Consider the following 18,677-nt stretch of genomic DNA (forward strand, 5'->3'; position numbering starts at 1 on the left):
GTACTTATGTTGTTTGTTAGCTCGAGCTCAGTTTGAATAGTCATTATAAATATAAAAAGGGACTTTAAAAGTCCCTTTTTTAATGCAATTTTAACCTTGAGAAGTCAACAAAGCCTAAAGTGAATTAGTATTATTTTTTATCAAAAGCGCGTTTCATGTAGTTAGGTGTAGCGAGTGCGCCATGATGAATACCGCTATTGTAGTATTCACTGTGCTCGGCTATTTGTGCCGCGCCATCTTCTCTAAAGCCGTCAAATGCTTGTGATTTACGTGCAAGTGTTACTGACCATAAACCGCTTGGGTAAATTGGTTGTGGGAATGGTAATGTTTGTAAATCGTTAAAGCCTACGCTTAGCATTGCTTCGCGCATTTCAACTAATAATGGCATGTGCATAAGTGGCGATTCACTTTGTTGCACTAAAATACCTCCTGGGCGCAGTGCATCTAAACAGCTTGTGTAAAACGCATGGTTAAATAAACCTTCACCCGGACCTACCGGATCGGTGCCATCAACAATAACCACGTCGATAGATTCGCCAGCGGCTTCGCGCATGTATTTAATACCGTCGTCAAACATAACCGTTGCACGGGCGTCGTTATTAGATTCACAAAGCTCTGGGAAGTATTTTAACGACATTTGCGTTACTACTTCGTCTATATCTATTTGCGTTACAGTTTCTACGCCTGGGTGTTTTAATACTTCGCGTAAAGTACCGCAGTCGCCGCCGCCAATAATAACGACGTTTTTAGGGTTTGGATGCGCTAAAAGTGCAGGGTGGCTGATCATCTCATGATAAAAGAAGTTTTCGCGGGTTGTTACCATAGTACACCCGTCGATGATCATTAAATTACCAAAGTCTGTGGTTTCAAACATTTCTACCTTTTGAAAAGGAGACTGTTTTTCATCTAACTTTTTATTAATACGTAATGAAAATGCGCTGCCATCGCGGTCGCTAATTTCAGTAAACCACTTACTTTGATCTAAATTTGCCATAGTTACTATTACACTTTTTAGGTTGAGTATGAAAAAGGGGCAATTCTGCCAGTGCTTGGCGTTTTGCTCAATGACATTTTAACTGATTTGACGAATAAAGTTAGTTAGGAGTGAGTGAAAGTTCAATTTTTGTTAGCCTAGTGGATAGTGACGTATTAAAATGCGCCTTTATACCTAATTGACTAAAGAAGAGTTGCCATGACCTGGGGTTTAGAAACAGCACGCGCCACTTATAACGTTGCTCATTGGAGTGATGGTTATTTTGATATTAACGCACAAGGCGAACTGGTGGCTTACCCAGATGGCGACCAAACAAAACCGGCCATTTCTTTAACGCAATTAACTGAGCAGTTTAAGCAACAAGGTTTAACGTTGCCGGTTTTAGTACGCTTTACTGATATTTTAAAAAATCGTGTAGACACACTTACTAACGCGTTTACGCAAGCGCGAGCAAATCGTGAATATAACGGAAAATACACCTGTGTTTACCCAATAAAAGTAAATCAGCAACGTTCTGTAGTAAGTAAGCTATTAGCGCATCCAAGCGGGCTTGTTGGCCTAGAAGCAGGCTCAAAGCCAGAACTTATGGCTATTTTGGGCGTAGCAAAAGAGCCAATCACAATAGTGTGTAACGGCTATAAAGACAGTGAGTTTTTACGCTTAGCATGTATTGGTCAAGCCATGGGTCACAGCGTAAAAATTGTGGTAGAAAAGCTTTCAGAACTGACCACACTACTTGAAGAAATAGACAACCTAGGCATTGAACCTGCTATTGGTATTCGTATTCGCCTAAATTCAGTAGGCAAAGGCAAGTGGCAAAACACGGGCGGCGAAAAAGGCAAGTTTGGTTTAACGGCAGGCCAAGTACTAAGTGCTGTTGAAGTGCTGAAAAAGCATAATAAGCTGCACTTAATGCAAATGGTGCATTTTCATATTGGTTCTCAAATTGCCAACATTCGTGATATTCACCGTGCTTTGCGTGAATGTGCACGCCACTTTGCTGAACTTACGCAATTAAATGTACCGTTAAATACCGTTGATGTGGGTGGCGGATTAGGCGTTGATTACGAGGGCTCTGGCTCGCGCAGCGCGTGTTCAATGAATTACACCGTAGAAGAGTATGCGCGTAACGTAGTGAATGCATTTGCAGAAGTGTGCGATCAGCATAACCTTACGCATCCGGCCATTATCACCGAATCGGGGCGCGCTTTAACCGCTCACCATGCGGTATTAATTACCGATGTAATTGACGTAGAAAAAGCGCCCAATCATTTAAATCCAGAGCCACCGCTTGAAAATAGCGCGTTAGTGCTTGATGAAATGTGGCAGTGTTTACAGCGTTTAAACCCGCGTATGGCACTTGAGATTTATCACGACGCTATGCACTTATTTAGCGAAGCGCACGATCAGTACGTGCATGGCTTAGTAAGCATGCTAGAGTGGGCGAAAATAGAGCAGCTTTACTTTACTATTTTACATCGTGTACGTGCATCGCTTAGTAATAATGCGCGCGCGCACCGTGAAGTCCTCGACGATTTAAACGAAAAGCTTGCCGATAAACTCTTTGTTAACTTTTCATTATTTCAGTCATTGCCTGATGTATGGGGTATTCAGCAGTTGTTTCCGGTTATGCCAATCGAAAACTTAACTCAACCATTGACTCAGCGTGCGATTATTCAAGATATTACCTGTGACTCTGACGGGCAAATCCGTGAATACGTTGAAGGCGCTGGTATCGAAACCAGCCTACCAATACCAGAATATAAACACGGCGAGCAATACCATATTGCGATGTTTATGGTGGGTGCATATCAAGAAATTTTAGGCGATTTACATAACCTATTTGGTGACACTGATTCTGTGCATGTAGAGCTTAACGATGAAGGTTATGTGTTAACCAATGCTATAAAAGGTGATAGCGTTAAGGATGTATTAAAGTTTGTTGACTATGATAGCGCCATTTTAGCTGACAACTTTGCGTACCAAGTTAATAAGCTTGATGTATCAGCGCAGTGTAAAGAAGGTTACTTAGCTGAGCTTAATGCAGGCCTTGAAGGCTATACCTATTTTGAAGATTAATTTGTAAGCAACTGAAAGCGCAGTATTAGTGGCTGCGCAATGTTTAAAGGAATGGAAGTAATGTCAGTTATTCGCGGTGTATTTAGTATTATTTTTTACACAATAAACACACTTTTTTGGTTTGTGCCTATTTTTATTTGTGGGCTTATAAAGCTTATACCTATTAAGCCTCTACAAAAGATTATGAGCTGGGCTGCAAAGCAATTTGCAACTATTTGGGTGACCTTTAATAGCTTAAATCAAAAGTTATTTACGCCAACTAAACTTAATGTAACTGGCCTTGAAGACCTTAAGTTAAAGGATTGGTACCTAGTAATTGCAAATCACCAAAGCTGGGTCGATATTTTAGTATTGCAGCGCGTGTTTAACCGTAAAATTCCATTTTTAAACTTCTTTTTGAAAAAAGAGCTTATTTACGTGCCTATTCTAGGTTTGTGTTGGTGGGCGCTTGATTTTCCGTTTATGACTCGCACGAGTAAAAGCCAATTAAAAAAGAACCCAAAGCTGCGTGGCAAAGACTTAGAAACCACGCGTAAAGCCTGCGAAAAATTTAAAGAGATGCCAGTAAGTGTGGTTAACTTTGTAGAAGGCACTCGTTTTACTACACAAAAGCACGCGCGCCAAAATAGTCCGTTTCCACATTTATTAAAACCAAAAGCGGGCGGTATTGCTTTTGTAATGCAAGCAATGGGCGAGCAAATTACTAAAGTGGTTAACGTTACAATTCATTACCCTAATGGCATTCCTACATTCATGGATTTTGCAGGTGGTAAGGTAAAAAATATCAACGTACACGTGGATGTAAGGCCTGTAAGCGAAGAGCTTATTGGTGACTACACCGGCGATTCTGAATTTAGAGTACGCTTTCAAAGCGAGCTAAATCGTTTATGGGAAAATAAAGAGCAAACATTACAATCGCTCGAAAAACACCCCAAATAAAAGGCAAAAATATGAGCTTACAGTTATGCTAAAAAAGTGGTTACCAAATTGGCTTAACGGCTTAATTGTGGGCTGCGTATTGTTTTCTAATGTAATGCTTTTTGGCTCACTAGTATTTGTACTAGGGCTTATTAAGTTATTACTGCCTTTGTCTGTTGTTAACTCTTTATTGCACAGCGCTTATCGAGGGTGGTGTAATGGCAATCGGTTTGGCTTGTGGCTAGGTTGTCCTAATATTGTGGTTGATATAAGTGGCGATTTAAATTCAAAAAGTTGGTATTTACTTATATGTAATCACACGAGTTGGTTAGATATAACCGTGCTTAGCTCATTACATGCATTACCAGCCCCTAAGTTTTTTTTAAAAGATGAATTAAAATACGTGCCTTTTATTGGCACTGGTGCGTGGGCTATGGGTATGCCGTTTATGAAACGGGTAAGCAAAGCACAGCTTGCTAAAAACCCAAAGTTGAAAGGGTTGGATGTAGAGCGCACAAAGCACAGCTGTCGCAATTTTCGTCACTATCCTACTACTATCGTTAATTTTGTTGAAGGCACACGCTTTACGCCAGCTAAGCATAATCTGCAGCAAAGTCCTTTTAAGCACTTATTAAAACCCAAAGCGGGTGGCATTGCTTTTGCGCTTGAAGTGCTAGCCAACCAATTTGATGCCATGCTAAATACAAGTTTAGTGTATAGCGGTAAAACAGATCACGTTTGTCGGAACTTACTCAAAGGCGAGCTAGATTCTATTTATGTTTCAATAGACGTAACGCCCATTAATGACAATATGCAGGGCAGCTATCAAACCGATGACGTATTTAAAGCTAATTTTCAACATTATGTGAATGAGCTATGGGTTGCGAAAGATCAGCAGCTTGCCGATATTTATGCTCAACAAGATTTACCTGAACCACAAATCAGTAAGGAAATTGAAACACTATGACCAACACCCACCTACAGGAGTTAATCGCTCCTTGGTTTGAAAAAGTACCCGATGCGGATTTTCTTAGTTCTATTACCGCAGTTTCAATAGGGATTTTTTCTTTATTAATTGTTTACTTATTTACTCGTAGGTTAATGTTACCAGGCATTCAAAAAGTGGTAACTAAGCTTTCGCCTCAACGTATTGGTTCGTTGTCGCCTATGCTTAATAAGCTTAATAGACGTATTGCAGGTATGCTTTGCTGCGTATTATTTTTGGCGACCTTTGACAGTGTTTATCCGGTTAATGAGCTGACCGCTGAAATTTTGAAAACGGTTGGCCAAGCCATACTAATTATTCATGTAGGTTTTATTTTTAGCAGTATTGTAAGCATTGCGGGTTCTATTTATAACCAATTGGAGTTTGCACGCGAAGTCCCTATTCAGGGCTTAATTCAGGTTGTTAAGCTAATCACCTTTATTGTGTGTGCTATTTTAATTGTAAGTATTTTCCTTGAGAAGTCACCCACTTATATTCTCTCTGGCTTTGGTGCTATTGCTGCTGTTACGTTATTAGTATTTAAAGACACTATTTTAGGCTTTGTAGCGAGTATTCAAATCGCAGCAAATCGCCTAGTAACCTATGGTGATTGGATTCAAGTAGAAAACTATGGCGCCGATGGCGAAGTAATTGATTTGGGTTTAAACACTGTAAAGGTACGTAACTGGGATAACACCATTACAACTATTCCAACTTATATGCTAGTTGCGGGTTCGTTTAAAAACTGGCGCGGTATGCAAGAGTCGGGCGGTAGACGTATTAAACGTTCACTTAATATAGATATGCACAGTATTTGTTTAGTAAGTGATGAATTTAGAAAGCAAATAGATGCGGCTATTCCGTTGCATGATTACATTCGAGTGACGACATTACCCGCTCAAGTTTCTAATTTAGGGCTGTTTCGTCGTTATGCTGAGGGCTATTTAAAGCAGCACAGTAAAATTAATACGTCGCTTACGTTAATGGTACGAGAGCTACAACCAATGAACCACGGGTTACCGATTGAGTTTTATTGCTTTAGTGAAGACAAACGCTGGATTTCGTACGAGCATTTACAAGCCGAAATAATGGACCATTTACTTGCAGTATTGCCAGTGTTTGGGCTTAGGGCATATCAAAGTGTTAGTGGGCAATTAAGCCCTCCTAACGAGCAACAAACAGATAAGCCAACATTTAGAGTGATGGCAAATAGTGCAGCAAAAGACCCACAGCAATAAATAAAGCTAAGAGCCACCAAATAGGTGGCTTTTTAAATCGCAGCCATGCAAATGTAATTATTACTAACGCAACCTGCCAAAGGTTATGCACAGCCGATGTCCAAATTGGTGAATACAATGCGGCCGCTAAAAAACCGACTACCGCTGCATTAAGCGCCGCTATTGAACTTGCAAAACGTGGCTTACTTGCCAAATTAATCCAACTCTTCTGAAACGCCAGTATAAGTAAAAAACCAGGCATAAATATAAGCAGTGTAGCTATAAGGGCACCCACTAAAGGTTGCTCAGTAGTAAGTTGTGCGCCTAAGTAAGTAGCAATAGTAAACATTGGCCCTGGCACTGCCTGTGCACTCGCGTAAGCACTTAAAAACTGATCATCACTCAATGCTGGTACGCCAGCTTGAAGTACCGGCAGTACTACGTGTCCGCCGCCAAACACCATTGCACCCGCTTGGTAAAAAGGGGTAAACAAAGCAAACTCATGCCCTAGTGGAATAAAGCTAACCCCAAGTAAGAGCGCAAATAACCCCAGTGCAATCCAATTAATATTACTGTTTTTACTGCTAACATCGTCTGCTACTGTGCCAAGTTTTAATAAAGGCCATATAGCACCTACTGTTGCAGCAGTGATTAAAATCGCTATTTGAGTTCCCATCATTGGAAATAACACCAAGGCAAGTGTACTCATTATCGCAAGTAACTTAAGCGCAGCACTTGTACAAAAGCTTTTAGCCATACTAAGTGTTGCATCAGCGACTATAACAACGGCAAATAACTTTAAGCCTGCAATAATAGCAAAGTAAACAGCGTCAAACTGATGGGCACTAACCGCAAGCAGCACCATTATTAAAAACGAAGGCAGGGTAAAGCCTACAAAAGCAGCTATACCACCCAGTACTCCTGCACGCTCAACACCAATAGCAAAACTAACTTGGCTAGAGCCTGGCCCTGGTAATGCTTGGCTTAAACTAATAAGTTGTGCGTAACGCGTGTTAGTTAGCCAATTTAACGAGTCTACAAAGTGGCGCTTAAAATAGCCTAAATGCGCAGCGGGGCCACCAAAACTCATGCACCCTAGTAAAAAAAATTGTCTAAAAATAGCAATTAACATTGCGCCAATATCCTTTGTAAAATTCATTAAATTGTCACAGCGTAGTATGACATTTTTATTAAAACGGCACATTAGTTTGAGGTCTGTTTAACAATCAAGCAAGATGCGCTGCTTTTAACACTCTCTTCATAGTTTGTTCATACATGTATTTGCATACTCTTGCTAAATTCTTAATGAATAGGGTATCACCATGACTTTAACTAAATCACTTTTAAGCGTAACCGTAGTAGCTGTATTACTTTCTGGTTGTGAAATGAATAACACCGGCAAAGGTGCGGCTATTGGCGCAGCAGCGGGTGGCGTATTAGGTAAAGCAACAAGTAACCATAAAGATAAGCGTATTTTTATAGGCGCTGCTATCGGCGCACTAGCTGGCGCTGCAGTGGGTAACTACATGGATAAGCAAGAAGAAGCATTTCGTGATGAACTTGCAGGCTCTGGTGTTGAAGTTGTACGTGAAGGAGATAACTTGCGTTTAGTTATGCCATCTAATATTACGTTTGCGACCGACCAATCTTATATTTCGTCTGGCTTTAACGATACCTTAGATGCGATTGCTAAAGTGATGAACAAATACGAAAAAACGTACCTAAGTATTGAAGGCCACACAGATAGCACAGGTAAAGACAGCTACAACATGAACCTATCGCGTGAACGTGCTCAAAGCGTTAAAAACTACTTAGTGAACCAGCAAATCATGGCTGAGCGTGTAAGTACTATGGGTTATGGCGAAACACGTCCAATTGCGACTAACGATAGTGCAAATGGCCGTGCTCAAAACCGCCGTGTAGAAATTCAAATAGTACCAAACACTGAAGAATAATTAGTCTTTATTAAACTGTAATTCACACAGTTTTTGATACAACGGGTTACTTGCTACTAATTCTTGGTGGGTACCCGTTGCTATAATCTCTCCATTTTCCATTACCACAATCACATCGGCATGTTTAACCGTTGCTAGTCTATGGGCAATAATAAGCGTGGTGCGGTTTTGCATTAAATGCTCAAGCGCTGCTTGTACATGGTGCTCACTTTGAGCATCGAGTGCGCTGGTGGCTTCATCAAGAAGGAGTATTTCAGGGTCTTTTAGTATGGCACGCGCAAGCACAATACGTTGCTTTTGCCCACCCGATAACCGCACACCTTGCTCACCTAAAAAACTGTTATAACCTTGCGGTAATTGTTTAATAAATTCATCTGCATGAGCATGTTTGGCAGCGGCATATACTTGCTCGTCACTTGCTTTTGGGTTGCCGTAGCGAATGTTATGCATTACATCGGAGCTAAACAAGATAGGGTTTTGCGCGACCATACCCATTTTACCTCTGAGGGTATTAAGCGATAATTCTTTAATGTTTATATCTTTAAATTTAATGGCTCCGCTAGCCGGATCGTAAAAGCGCTGTAGTAATTCAAATAAGGTTGTTTTACCTGCGCCAGAAGGGCCAACAATAGCCACAGTTTGGCCTTGAAGTATATTTAAACTTATTTTATTAAGTGCGCTTACGTCTGGGCGAGAAGGGTAGTTAAAGCTTATATTCTCAAGCGTAATAGCAGGGCTGTTACTATTTTTTAGTAAGTAACTATCTTGTGGATTTAGTGGGTTTTCTATCTCACTTTTAACAGCAAGTAACTCAAGTAATCTTGCAGCTGCGCCTGCTGCGCGTTGTAGTTCGCCATATACTTCAGCAACGGTTGCCACCGACATTGCTACCATAATAGCGTAAAACACAAAGGCTCCTAGCTCACCGCCAGTCATGGTACCTGCTAATACGTCGCTGCCGCCGACCCACAGCATTGCGCTAATAGCGCTAAAAGTTAAAAATATTACCGCTGCAATTAAAAACGAACGTTGCTTAATGCGGCTTTTAGCCACATTAAAGGCTTTTTCGGTTTCAAGTGCAAAAGCGTGCTGCTCTTGCTCTTCGTGGCTATAGCTTTGCACAACTTTAATATTTTGAATGATCTCGCCGGCATAGGTGCTTATATCGGCAATGGCATCTTGGCTGGAGCTTGCAAGTTTGCGCACCTTTTTACCAAATATCATCATAGGAACAAGTACCAACGGCACACAAGCAACAACCACTAAAGTAAGTTTTAAATTAGTAAACAACAGCATAGCAAGTCCACCAACCAGCATAAGTACACTGCGCAACGCCATAGAAAATGATGAACCAATAATTGATTGCAGTAATGTTGTGTCGGTTGTTAAACGCGACATAAGCTCGCCACTGCGGTTTTCTTCAAAGTAGCTTGGGTGCAAAGTAACAATGCGATTAAACACGGCTTTGCGAATATCGTTACTGACTCGCTCGCCAATCCACGACATTAAATAAAAGCGGCTAAAGGTGCCTACAGCCAATAAACTAATTAAACCAATAAGCACCAATACAGCTTGTTGTAGCTGATCTTTAGAGCCAGCTATAAAGCCATGATCTATGACAAACTTAACCCCTTGCCCTAAGGATAAGTTAACACCTGCTGTTACTAACAGGGCAGCAAGCGCCGCTACTACCATCCATTTATACGGTTTAATAAAAGCAAAAATAGGTAATAAACTACTAAAAGCGGCTTTTTCGGGCTTAGGGCTTGTTTTTGACATAGTGGATTCTTTTTAAAGGTTAAGGTATAGATATGGCACTAAGATAATAAAAATCAATACTATTAAATATTAGCCAATAAGGAAACGTTATGACTACTGCAACCGTAAGTGGAGAATTTAATGTAAATCTAGCCCCAATTGAAGGTTACGCAAGCGGCCAAAACGGCGTTAATTTAGGGCGTATGTCGATAGATAAAACATTTAAAGGTAGCTTAAATGCCACCAGCCAAGGCGAAATGCTAAGCGCCATGACACCCACACAAGGCAGTGCCGGTTATGTTGCCATAGAGCAAGTAATAGGCGAGCTTGACGGCAAAAAAGGCAGTTTTGTACTGCAGCATTTTGGCACTATGGATAAAGGCCAAGACAGCCTAATTTTAAATGTAATTCCCGACTCAGGCACTAATGAGCTAGAAGGGTTAACGGGCAGTATGAAAATACGTATTGAGCAAGGGATTCACTACTACGATTTTGAATACACGTTATAAGATACACAAGGATTAAAATGCAAAAAGTAATCGAATTTAGAAAGACCCGTTTTTTGGGTGGGGTAGATATAGTCGCACTGAATGACCGCATACAGGAATTAAACCAAGATGGCTGGAAAGTAATAAACGCAGTGCCATTGACAGGCTTTTATGGCCAAGTGCATGGTTATACTTTGTTTATTGAAACTGACGAGCTTTAAATGACATTTACAGTATGGTTAAGCCTAGCGGCTATTTGTATGATGGGCGCAATGTCGCCAGGACCAAGTTTAGCGGTGGTTTTAAAGCACTCACTTAACGGCAGTATGAAAAACGGTATGCTTGCCGCGCTCAGTCATGGTACTGGCGTTGGCTTGTATGCTGGTGCATCGTTATTAGGGTTAGGCGCTTTAATGACGCAGTTTCCAACTGTTTATCAAATACTCGTGTATTTAGGCGCAGCCTATTTGGCGTATTTAGGTATAAAAATATTGCTAGCAAAACCCAGCAATAACGAACTTGAAGTACAAAAAAGTGAGGTAAGTGCAGCTAAAGCATTACAAGATGGTTTTGCCATTGCTTTTTTGAACCCCAAACTCGCTATTTTCTTTTTAGCCTTGTTCTCACAGTTTATAGACCCTCAGGCACTTACTTTAAGTGTGGGCATGATTATGTGTTTAACGGTGTTTGTCATTGATACCGGCTGGTATTTGCTGGTGGCATTATTGACCGAGGTTTCTAAAACCCGCTTTGGCTTTACTAAGCAAAACCCATGGCTTGATAAAATACTGGGTGTTGTGTTTATTGCTCTTGCTATAAAAGTTGTTATTAGCTTGTAAGATTGAGTAGAGATTATTGAAGCTTGCAGAGTGTATTTTTAGTTATATAGATAAAGGATTAAAACAATGACAAAACATATTTTAAAAAGTGCATCTTTCGACCCGAAGGTTCAGCAATACTGGATGCTAATGGCCGCTTTTTTTAGTGTACTAGCGCTGGTGACTATTCCGTTGTTACCCATTGTCTTGGCGATTGTATGGCTAGTGGGCGGGCGAATACTCGCAGCTATGTCTGCTGACTTATTACCACAAAAATTGGTAGTTAAACGTGGCATATTATTTAAAGAAGAAAAATCTATTCCGCTTGAAAAAATAACAGATGTAGGGTTAAGCCAAGGGCCGCTCATGCGAATTTTTGGATTATATCGTTTAAGCTTTGAAACAGCTGGGCAGTCAGGAAATGGTGCTTTAGTGTCTTTGCTTGGTGTAGTTAATGCGAGTGAGTTTAGAGAGGCGATACTTGAGCAAAAAGATGTATTGGCAAACCAAGGTAAAGCGTCGCAGCAGGCAACAGAGCAAAGTGAGAAAGAGCTACTGAGATCACTTACTTATAGTGTTAAAAATATTGAGCAGATGCTACTTGTTTTACTTGATGAAAGGCAGCAAAAGTAGCCTGTTTTAAAATTGTAAAGCTTATAAGGGTATTTTTATGAATACGGAAATAGAAAATATATTTAATAATTATCCTGAGATAGCAAAAAGTAAGCTTATAAAATTACGAGAGTTAATTTATACCGTAGCACAAGAGCAAAACTTAGGAGCTGTTGAAGAGTCTTTAAAGTGGGGAGAGCCAAGTTATAACACAATAAATGGCAGCCCCATTCGCGTAGGCTTTAAGGGCTCCTCGTGTTATTTGTTTTTTCATTGCCAATCAAAGCTAGTAAGCACATTTAGAGAGTTGTATTCCCACACTCTCACTTTCGAAGGTAACCGGGCAATTGTATTAAATAGTGAAAAGCCATTACCAGAATACCCAGTTAAAGAGCGTATTAAATTAGCACTGACTTATCACAAAGTTAAACGCCTACCTTTACTAGGCGCATCATTATAAGTATTCAGTTGATGTTTAAAACACACTACATATTTGGTTTGCGTCACAGGTAATAACGGTTACGTTTTCATAACCCACACGCGTTAACGCTTCTGCTCCCAACGTTGCGCGCGCACCACTTGCGCAGTGCACGTAAATAGGGCGAGCTGCGTCTTTTTCTATTTCCATCAGTTTCATCTCGAGTAATCCACGCGGAATATTTATAGCGCCAGTAGCTGCTTTTGTAGCGTGCTCTGCAGGTTCTCGTACATCAATAAGTAAACCCTTATTTTGTTCAAGTTCGAGTTTCGCTTGCGCTGCGTCAATACGGCGTTGGTTAGGTGTGATAATTTTTAGTAAATCAGGGATTGATGTAAGCATTAGTTTGTAAATCCTCTTTTTCTTAAAAAAGACATTAATGAGTGCTACTTGGTATAAGTAGGTTAATTGAGTTAATACTTATAAATAACGTTAAAAACTGAAAGTTACTTTATATAAAGTAACTTAATAGTGCGGATACTGCTACAGCACTTCCGCCGATTAATAAAACGGCATCGTTAATTTTGTGATTACCTTAATATTAGTAAAGTCTAATGTTAATTATATTAGAACCTACTAATGTAAAAGTCTATACTTAAAAAGGTATCAAAAAGAGAAATAATAAAAATGAATATTGAACAACTAGCTGTCAACGCAGAGCAAGCCGAACAGTTTTTAAAATTAATGGCTAACAAAAATCGCTTAATGATTTTATGTAGTTTATTACAAGGTGAGCAAAGTGTAGGTGAGCTAAATAAAAATGTACCTTTAGCACAGTCAGCGTTATCTCAGCATTTAGCAAGTTTACGCAAGGCAGATATGGTTGCTACTCGCAGAGAAGGGCACACTATTTATTACTCATTGATCGATCCAAAAGTTGAGTCGATCATTGCTTTGCTATATGAGTGGTTTTGCCGACAAGAAAATACTAAATAAACGTAGCTATTTCATCGAGTGATTTTTTATCCAGTGCATGAGCAGGTATTGTTGCATCATCACTTGGGTAGCCTGTAATAAGTAGCATGTATGGGCGTTCGTTATCTTTATCGCGATTACATATGTCGGTTAAAAAACTCATTGGCTTTGGAGTATGAGTAAGGGTTGCCAAACCACTGCGGTGCAAAGCTTGAATTAAAAAGCCGGTAGCTAAGCCAACAGACTCATGCACATAATAATTCGTATTTTTATCATCGCTGCTTACGCCGCCCTTTTTTTGACTAAATACAGCTATAAGCCAAGGTGCATGCTCTAAATAAGGTTTATTGGCGTCGGTACCTAACGGTTTTAGCGCATCTAACCATTCTTCACCTGCTCTGCCTTCGTAAAAAGAACGCTCTAATTTTTCTGCGGCTTCTCTTATTTGTTTTTTTACATCGCTACTGTTTATAGCCACAAAATGCCAAGGCTGATGATTCGCTCCACTTGGTGCTGTGCCAGCTGCTTTTATACATGCTTCAATAATATTTTTTGGTACTGGGCGATCGCTAAAGCTGCGAATGCTATGGCGGCGTTGGCTGGTTTGTAAAAACTCGTTAGCACGATTTAGCATTTCTTCATGTGGATATTCTATAAAGTCATTTAACGGCTGGCTTTGGTGATCTTGCATGGCTTTTCGTTTCTTATAAAAAGTATATGTGGTTTTTATACCGAGTGAATACAGTGCAGGCAAGTGTTATGAGTTTAAATTATGTTTATTTGTTGTTACAAATTTAACCAGCAAGTAACTTATGTTCCTATTTTCCTTGTGGTATAAAACATTATAAAAATAATTACTCATATTCAAGGAAGTAAAAATGCTATCAATAACAGGGTTATCTAAAACCTACGATAATGGCGTACATGCACTACAAGGTGTTGATTTATCTATCGGCAAAGGGATGTTTGGATTACTTGGGCCAAATGGCGCAGGTAAATCATCGCTAATGCGTACCATTGCAACACTGCAGTCGGCTGATTCGGGTTCAATCACTTTTGATGGTATTGATGTTTTTAAAGACCCACAGGCTCTGCGCCAACGTTTGGGTTATCTACCGCAAGATTTTGGTGTGTACCCGCGTGTTAGTGCTTACGACTTACTGGACCATATGGCTGTTTTAAAGGGAATTCATAATAAAGCAGAGCGTAAAGAGTCGGTTGAAGGATTACTTGCACATACTAATTTATATCAACATCGCTCAAAAGCGGTAAGTGGCTTTTCGGGCGGTATGCGCCAGCGTTTTGGTATTGCACAAGCCTTACTAGGCGACCCCGACTTACTTATCGTTGATGAACCTACCGCAGGGCTAGATCCTGAAGAGCGAAATCGCTTTCATAACTTGTTAGTAAGCTTAGGCGAGCAAAAAGTCGTTATATTATCGACCCACATTGTTGAAGATGTAGCAGAGCTTTGCCCAAACATGGCGGTGCTGGCAGGCGGTAAAATACTATTAGAGGGCAATCCAATTGCCCTTACCGATAAACTCCAAGGCCAAATTTGGCGCAAAGCCATGAGCCAAGAAGAAGCGCTAGAGCTTGAACCGCAGCTGCCTGTTATTTCAAAACGCTTATTTGCTGGGCAAACCATATTACATGTATTAGCCAATGAAGCCCCTGAAGGTTTTGAGCTCAGCAGTGCAAACCTAGAAGATGTGTATTTTTCTACGTTGCTTAATCATCGTAACAGCCAAGTAGCATAAGGGGGCGCTATGTTTTTTAATATGCTAGCGTTTGAGCTGCGCTATTTTATGCGTCAGCCTTCGTTTTATGTGACCTCATTAATATTCTTTTTTATGGCGTTTTTTATAAGCTCCAGTAGTAAGTTTCCGTTAGGTGGGGCTAATGTTCATATGAACTCGCCTTATACCATTATGGTTTTAACGGTTACCTTTTGTACGCTTGCTATGTTTTTAGTGGTTAACTTTGTTGCAAGCTCAGCGATTCGCAACAGCGAGACCAAAATGGATGAGCTGGTGTTTAGTAAGCCCGTTAACCCGCTTGCTTATCAATCAGGGCGTTTTTTTGGTTCTTACTTAGTTGTACTTATTGTGTTTTTAAGCGTGCCACTAGGCGTATTTTTGGGATCTCAATTTGGCTTGTTGGTTGGCTGGCTCGATAGCGAGCTAGTAGGCCCCAATAAGTTTATATATTACGCAGCGCCTTTTTTATATTTAGCAGTGCCAAGCTTATTGGTCCTCAGTGCTATTTTTAATAGTGTGGCGGTCTATTTTAAAACCATGATGGCGGTATATGTAACGGCCGTGGTGGTTTATATAACCTACCAATTGGCGAGTATCTATTTTGACGATTTAGCGTTTAGAAATATTGTTGTTTACGCAGACCCATTTGGCACAGGGTCGTTAATTGACTTAACCCGTTACTGGACTGTAAGTGATAAAAATACTGAAGTGTTAACGCTTTCGGGCGATTTTTTAATTAACCGTATTTTATGGGTAGCAATAAGTTTAGCGATGTTTTTTGGCCTCGGAAAGTTAGGTAATCGCGTAGTCACTAAAAAACAGAAAAAGCAATTTGCTGTCTCAACGTTTGTAAAAAACAAACAAGCAGCACTTATTAGCAGCGCTAAAAATTACAAGTCAAAAGGGGTAAATACGAAATCGCAATTAGTAATGCGCAGCTTATTTGAACTTAAGCAAGTTATATTAAGTGCCCCTTTTATGATTTTAGCGGGTGTCAGTATTACTATGTTACTCGCACCACTTTTTGCACCTATTGGCGCATATGGCACAACGGATTGGCCGCTCACACAAAACATGGTGGGCATTATTCAAAACTCCTCCGCTTTGTTTATGTTTATCATTATTGCTTATTACAGCGCAGAGCTGGTTTGGCGAGAACGCCAAAGTGGTATGGGTGATATTGTTGACAGTTTCCCGGTGCATAACAGTGTGTTTTGGGTATCTAAAATTATTGCGTTAATCACTGCAGTTTGTGGCCTTTATTTAGTAGGCATGATGTTTACCATTGCAGTGCAGCTATTTAAGGGGCAATTTAACCTAGAGCTTGGTCAGTACTTATTTAGGTTGGGTTACCTTACATTACTGCCTTTAATTATGATGGCTATATTGGCGTTCTTTTTACAAATAATTAGCCCTAATAAATACATAGGTATGGGTTTATTTATTCTGTATTACATTGCTCAAATGGTAATGGGTGCTTACGGGTTTGAGCATCATATGTATCATTTTTCTCAAAGCAGTAGCGTACCGTATTCTGATATAAATGGTTATGGACATTTTTTACAAGGCGCGCATTGGTATACCCTATATTGGGGGGCATTGAGTGTGTTTTTAGCTATTGTAGGGTTTGCTTTATGGCATCGCGGCCCGTCGCAATCATTGCGTACTCGTTTATCTTTAGTGCGTTACAATATGTCTTTAAAAGGCCAGATTGCAGCCGTTATAAGTTTATTGGTATTTGTGGGCGCGGGTTATAACATTTATTACAACACCCGTGTAATCAACGAGTTTGTAACAAGTGATGATAACGAAGCGCTACAAGTAAGGTATGAGCAAGAGTTTTCACAATACAAAGACTTGCCACTGCCTATAATAACTGATGTTGACTTACACATTGATATTTATCCTAAAAAGCGTGCTTTAAATGCCGTGGCTAAAATTAAGTTTACCAATACCGCAAACGAGCCAATAACCCGTGTGTTAATCAACGAGCCTAGCCAATCTAAAAGCTGGGATGTAAAAATGGCGGGCGGAAAAATAGTAGAGCGTTTAACCGATTTTGGCATGGTATGGTTTGAGTTTGAACAACCGCTAATGCCCAATGAAGTACGAGAAGGCGAGCTCTCAGTTTCTCGTGAACACGACGGTTTTGTTGATAGAAGATCTGATACTCAACTCGTGCACAACGGTACATTTGTAAATAATGGAGAATTATTACCAAATTTTGGTTATCAAAAGTATTTTCAAATTGCCGATAAGTATGAGCGCCGCAAGCACGATTTACCTGAACTTGAGCGCGCACATAAACTAGAAGACAGCCGCTATTATACGCAAAATGAGTTTGGGCCTGCTAATGGATTTATAAACTACAAGGCAACCGTAACCACCGATGAGTCACAATTTGCGATTACTCCAGGTTACTTAAAAAATGAGAGTGTAAAAGATGGACGCCGCACCTTTGTTTATGAAATGGATGCTCCAATTATAAATTTTTACTCTGTGCTTTCGGCAGAGCTTGAAAGTAAAAAGGTTGAGCATAATGGGGTAAATATTGAGGTGTACTACCACAAAGATCATGCATGGAATGTTGACCGCATGATTGAGTCAGTTCAAGACTCAATAGATTACTACACGCAAGCCTTTGGCCCGTATCAGCATAGACAGCTTCGTATTATTGAGTTTCCTAAGTATCGCTCGTTTGCGCAAAGTTTTGCCAATACGGTACCTTACTCAGAAAGTATGGGCTTTATTACAGACTTAAGAGATGAGAGTAAAGTTGACTACCCTTACTATGTAACCGCACATGAAGTTGCACACCAATGGTGGGGGCATCAAGTATCGGGGGCTAATGTAGAGGGCAGTGCTGTTATTTCTGAAACACTTTCCCAGTACAGTGCGCTTATGGTGCTAAAAAAACGCTTTGGCGCCGAGAAACTTCGTAAATTCTTAAAGTACGAGTTAGATAAATACTTAATGGGCCGTACTGGCGAAGCCTTTGAAGAAATGCCACTATATAAAACGCAGGCTCAACAATACCTTCATTACAATAAAGGCTCAGTTGCGATGATGGCGATTTATGATCGTTTAGGTGAAGTACGCTTAAATGCAGCACTTAAAGCGTTTTTGAATGAGTTTAAATATCAATCAACGCCATATCCAACCACAATTGATTTACTTAGTTATTTAAAGCGAGATGCAACACAAGCTGAACAACGTTTTATTGATGATCAGTTTAAATATATAACGCTTTATGAGCTTGAAATGAAAGAAGTGTCGGTTACAGATGATGTTGATGGCGAAGGTTTTTATACAGTAACACTGAGCGTTGAAGCAACTAAGCAGCATGCCGATGGACAAGGTGAAGAAACTGAGCAGCCGCTCGATGAGCTAATTGATATTGCATTATTTAGCGACGACCCTGAAAACTTACTCGCTGAAGACTTTGTTATTTACTCGCAAAAGCATCAAATAGTATCTGGTACCAATACTATTGAGCTAAAAGTAAAAGAAAAACCATTATTTGCAGGGGTTGATCCTTACATTAAGCTGGTCGACAAAGACAGTAAAAACAACTTAGCTAAGTTTTAAAGTCTATTTATTTACTAACCACTTAAACTGACTACTTTAAAGGCCGCATTTATGCGGCCTTTATGTGTAATAAACTGTATAAAACTTCATAGCGTTTCTACATATTCCCCAC

Annotated in this window: 18 protein-coding genes; 13 read left to right on the plus strand and 5 right to left on the minus strand. The window is 40.1% G+C overall.

Annotated elements, in window-relative coordinates; genetic code table 11:
- Positions 1 to 130: 130 nt before the first annotated feature.
- Positions 131 to 994, minus strand: a complete 864-nt coding sequence (gene speE, locus H5126_RS16240; RefSeq protein WP_010554937.1) for a polyamine aminopropyltransferase — start codon at positions 992 to 994, stop codon at positions 131 to 133.
- 198 nt (positions 995 to 1,192) lie between these two features.
- Here speE and speA point away from each other — a divergent pair, with 198 nt between their 5' ends.
- From speA to H5126_RS16260, 4 genes are read left to right on the plus strand one after another with little or no spacing between them, the layout of a single operon-like run.
- Entirely contained in the window at positions 1,193 to 3,073 is a 1,881-nt protein-coding gene (speA, locus tag H5126_RS16245; protein ID WP_002959544.1) for a biosynthetic arginine decarboxylase, read from the plus strand.
- Positions 3,074 to 3,133: 60 nt separating this feature from the next.
- A complete protein-coding gene (locus H5126_RS16250; protein WP_182720125.1) occupies positions 3,134 to 4,012 on the plus strand; it encodes an acyltransferase in 879 nt (292 codons plus the stop codon).
- Between the two features lie 25 nt (positions 4,013 to 4,037).
- Positions 4,038 to 4,958, plus strand: a complete 921-nt coding sequence (locus H5126_RS16255) for an acetyltransferase (protein ID WP_002959541.1) — start codon at positions 4,038 to 4,040, stop codon at positions 4,956 to 4,958.
- Positions 4,955 to 6,214, plus strand: coding sequence for a mechanosensitive ion channel family protein (locus H5126_RS16260; RefSeq protein WP_002959539.1), 1,260 nt, complete (start codon positions 4,955 to 4,957; stop codon positions 6,212 to 6,214). Before H5126_RS16255 ends, H5126_RS16260 begins: the two co-directional genes overlap by 4 nt.
- On the opposite strand, the gene chrA is transcribed toward H5126_RS16260, so the two are convergent.
- Positions 6,171 to 7,325: a chromate efflux transporter gene (gene chrA, locus H5126_RS16265; RefSeq protein WP_182720124.1), complete on the minus strand. Its 1,155-nt coding sequence runs from the start codon at positions 7,323 to 7,325 to the stop codon at positions 6,171 to 6,173. The genes H5126_RS16260 and chrA overlap by 44 nt on opposite strands.
- A gap of 190 nt (positions 7,326 to 7,515) precedes the next feature.
- Here chrA and H5126_RS16270 point away from each other — a divergent pair, with 190 nt between their 5' ends.
- Positions 7,516 to 8,148, plus strand: a complete 633-nt coding sequence (locus H5126_RS16270) for an OmpA family protein (RefSeq protein WP_002959537.1) — start codon at positions 7,516 to 7,518, stop codon at positions 8,146 to 8,148.
- Here H5126_RS16270 and H5126_RS16275 read toward each other — a convergent pair whose 3' ends face one another.
- Positions 8,149 to 9,927, minus strand: a complete 1,779-nt coding sequence (locus H5126_RS16275; protein ID WP_182695858.1) for an ABC transporter transmembrane domain-containing protein — start codon at positions 9,925 to 9,927, stop codon at positions 8,149 to 8,151.
- 89 nt (positions 9,928 to 10,016) lie between these two features.
- Between H5126_RS16275 and H5126_RS16280 the strand changes: the two genes are divergently transcribed.
- The 5 genes from H5126_RS16280 (at position 10,017) to H5126_RS16300 (ending at position 12,284) form a co-directional block, all read left to right on the plus strand.
- Positions 10,017 to 10,415 (plus strand): DUF3224 domain-containing protein, encoded by a 399-nt coding sequence (locus H5126_RS16280; protein WP_024604489.1) that lies wholly within the window; start codon positions 10,017 to 10,019, stop codon positions 10,413 to 10,415.
- 17 nt (positions 10,416 to 10,432) lie between these two features.
- Entirely contained in the window at positions 10,433 to 10,615 is a 183-nt protein-coding gene (locus tag H5126_RS16285; protein ID WP_024599480.1) for a hypothetical protein, read from the plus strand.
- A complete protein-coding gene (locus H5126_RS16290; RefSeq protein WP_182720100.1) occupies positions 10,616 to 11,233 on the plus strand; it encodes a LysE family translocator in 618 nt (205 codons plus the stop codon).
- Positions 11,234 to 11,299: 66 nt separating this feature from the next.
- Positions 11,300 to 11,845 (plus strand): PH domain-containing protein, encoded by a 546-nt coding sequence (locus H5126_RS16295; RefSeq protein ID WP_182716547.1) that lies wholly within the window; start codon positions 11,300 to 11,302, stop codon positions 11,843 to 11,845.
- Positions 11,846 to 11,882: 37 nt separating this feature from the next.
- Positions 11,883 to 12,284, plus strand: a complete 402-nt coding sequence (locus H5126_RS16300; protein ID WP_182720099.1) for a DUF1801 domain-containing protein — start codon at positions 11,883 to 11,885, stop codon at positions 12,282 to 12,284.
- 15 nt (positions 12,285 to 12,299) lie between these two features.
- Here H5126_RS16300 and H5126_RS16305 read toward each other — a convergent pair whose 3' ends face one another.
- The gene (locus tag H5126_RS16305) at positions 12,300 to 12,644 is read right to left on the minus strand and encodes a rhodanese-like domain-containing protein (protein WP_002959525.1); all 345 of its coding nucleotides are present in this window, start codon (positions 12,642 to 12,644) and stop codon (positions 12,300 to 12,302) included.
- A 285-nt stretch (positions 12,645 to 12,929) separates the two neighbouring features.
- Between H5126_RS16305 and H5126_RS16310 the strand changes: the two genes are divergently transcribed.
- Entirely contained in the window at positions 12,930 to 13,238 is a 309-nt protein-coding gene (locus H5126_RS16310; protein ID WP_182720098.1) for a helix-turn-helix transcriptional regulator, read from the plus strand.
- On the opposite strand, the gene H5126_RS16315 is transcribed toward H5126_RS16310, so the two are convergent.
- Positions 13,231 to 13,908: a nitroreductase family protein gene (locus tag H5126_RS16315; protein ID WP_024604482.1), complete on the minus strand. Its 678-nt coding sequence runs from the start codon at positions 13,906 to 13,908 to the stop codon at positions 13,231 to 13,233. The genes H5126_RS16310 and H5126_RS16315 overlap by 8 nt on opposite strands.
- Positions 13,909 to 14,095: 187 nt before the next feature.
- Between H5126_RS16315 and H5126_RS16320 the strand changes: the two genes are divergently transcribed.
- Positions 14,096 to 14,977 (plus strand): ABC transporter ATP-binding protein, encoded by an 882-nt coding sequence (locus H5126_RS16320; protein WP_002959519.1) that lies wholly within the window; start codon positions 14,096 to 14,098, stop codon positions 14,975 to 14,977.
- A 9-nt stretch (positions 14,978 to 14,986) separates the two neighbouring features.
- Positions 14,987 to 18,565, plus strand: coding sequence for a M1 family aminopeptidase (locus H5126_RS16325; protein WP_182720097.1), 3,579 nt, complete (start codon positions 14,987 to 14,989; stop codon positions 18,563 to 18,565).
- Positions 18,566 to 18,677: the final 112 nt, after the last annotated feature.

This window comes from Pseudoalteromonas sp. SG45-3 (genome assembly GCF_014164075.1).
In the GTDB taxonomy this organism is placed as follows: domain Bacteria; phylum Pseudomonadota; class Gammaproteobacteria; order Enterobacterales; family Alteromonadaceae; genus Pseudoalteromonas; species Pseudoalteromonas distincta.

Coding starts and splice junctions, on each gene's coding strand:
- speE (WP_010554937.1), bottom strand. CDS start 994: ATGGCAAATTTAGATCAAAGTAAGTGGTTTACTGAAATTAGCGACCGC.
- speA (WP_002959544.1), top strand. CDS start 1,193: ATGACCTGGGGTTTAGAAACAGCACGCGCCACTTATAACGTTGCTCAT.
- H5126_RS16250 (WP_182720125.1), top strand. CDS start 3,134: ATGTCAGTTATTCGCGGTGTATTTAGTATTATTTTTTACACAATAAAC.
- H5126_RS16255 (WP_002959541.1), top strand. CDS start 4,038: ATGCTAAAAAAGTGGTTACCAAATTGGCTTAACGGCTTAATTGTGGGC.
- H5126_RS16260 (WP_002959539.1), top strand. CDS start 4,955: ATGACCAACACCCACCTACAGGAGTTAATCGCTCCTTGGTTTGAAAAA.
- chrA (WP_182720124.1), bottom strand. CDS start 7,325: ATGTTAATTGCTATTTTTAGACAATTTTTTTTACTAGGGTGCATGAGT.
- H5126_RS16270 (WP_002959537.1), top strand. CDS start 7,516: ATGACTTTAACTAAATCACTTTTAAGCGTAACCGTAGTAGCTGTATTA.
- H5126_RS16275 (WP_182695858.1), bottom strand. CDS start 9,927: ATGTCAAAAACAAGCCCTAAGCCCGAAAAAGCCGCTTTTAGTAGTTTA.
- H5126_RS16280 (WP_024604489.1), top strand. CDS start 10,017: ATGACTACTGCAACCGTAAGTGGAGAATTTAATGTAAATCTAGCCCCA.
- H5126_RS16285 (WP_024599480.1), top strand. CDS start 10,433: ATGCAAAAAGTAATCGAATTTAGAAAGACCCGTTTTTTGGGTGGGGTA.
- H5126_RS16290 (WP_182720100.1), top strand. CDS start 10,616: ATGACATTTACAGTATGGTTAAGCCTAGCGGCTATTTGTATGATGGGC.
- H5126_RS16295 (WP_182716547.1), top strand. CDS start 11,300: ATGACAAAACATATTTTAAAAAGTGCATCTTTCGACCCGAAGGTTCAG.
- H5126_RS16300 (WP_182720099.1), top strand. CDS start 11,883: ATGAATACGGAAATAGAAAATATATTTAATAATTATCCTGAGATAGCA.
- H5126_RS16305 (WP_002959525.1), bottom strand. CDS start 12,644: ATGCTTACATCAATCCCTGATTTACTAAAAATTATCACACCTAACCAA.
- H5126_RS16310 (WP_182720098.1), top strand. CDS start 12,930: ATGAATATTGAACAACTAGCTGTCAACGCAGAGCAAGCCGAACAGTTT.
- H5126_RS16315 (WP_024604482.1), bottom strand. CDS start 13,908: ATGCAAGATCACCAAAGCCAGCCGTTAAATGACTTTATAGAATATCCA.
- H5126_RS16320 (WP_002959519.1), top strand. CDS start 14,096: ATGCTATCAATAACAGGGTTATCTAAAACCTACGATAATGGCGTACAT.
- H5126_RS16325 (WP_182720097.1), top strand. CDS start 14,987: ATGTTTTTTAATATGCTAGCGTTTGAGCTGCGCTATTTTATGCGTCAG.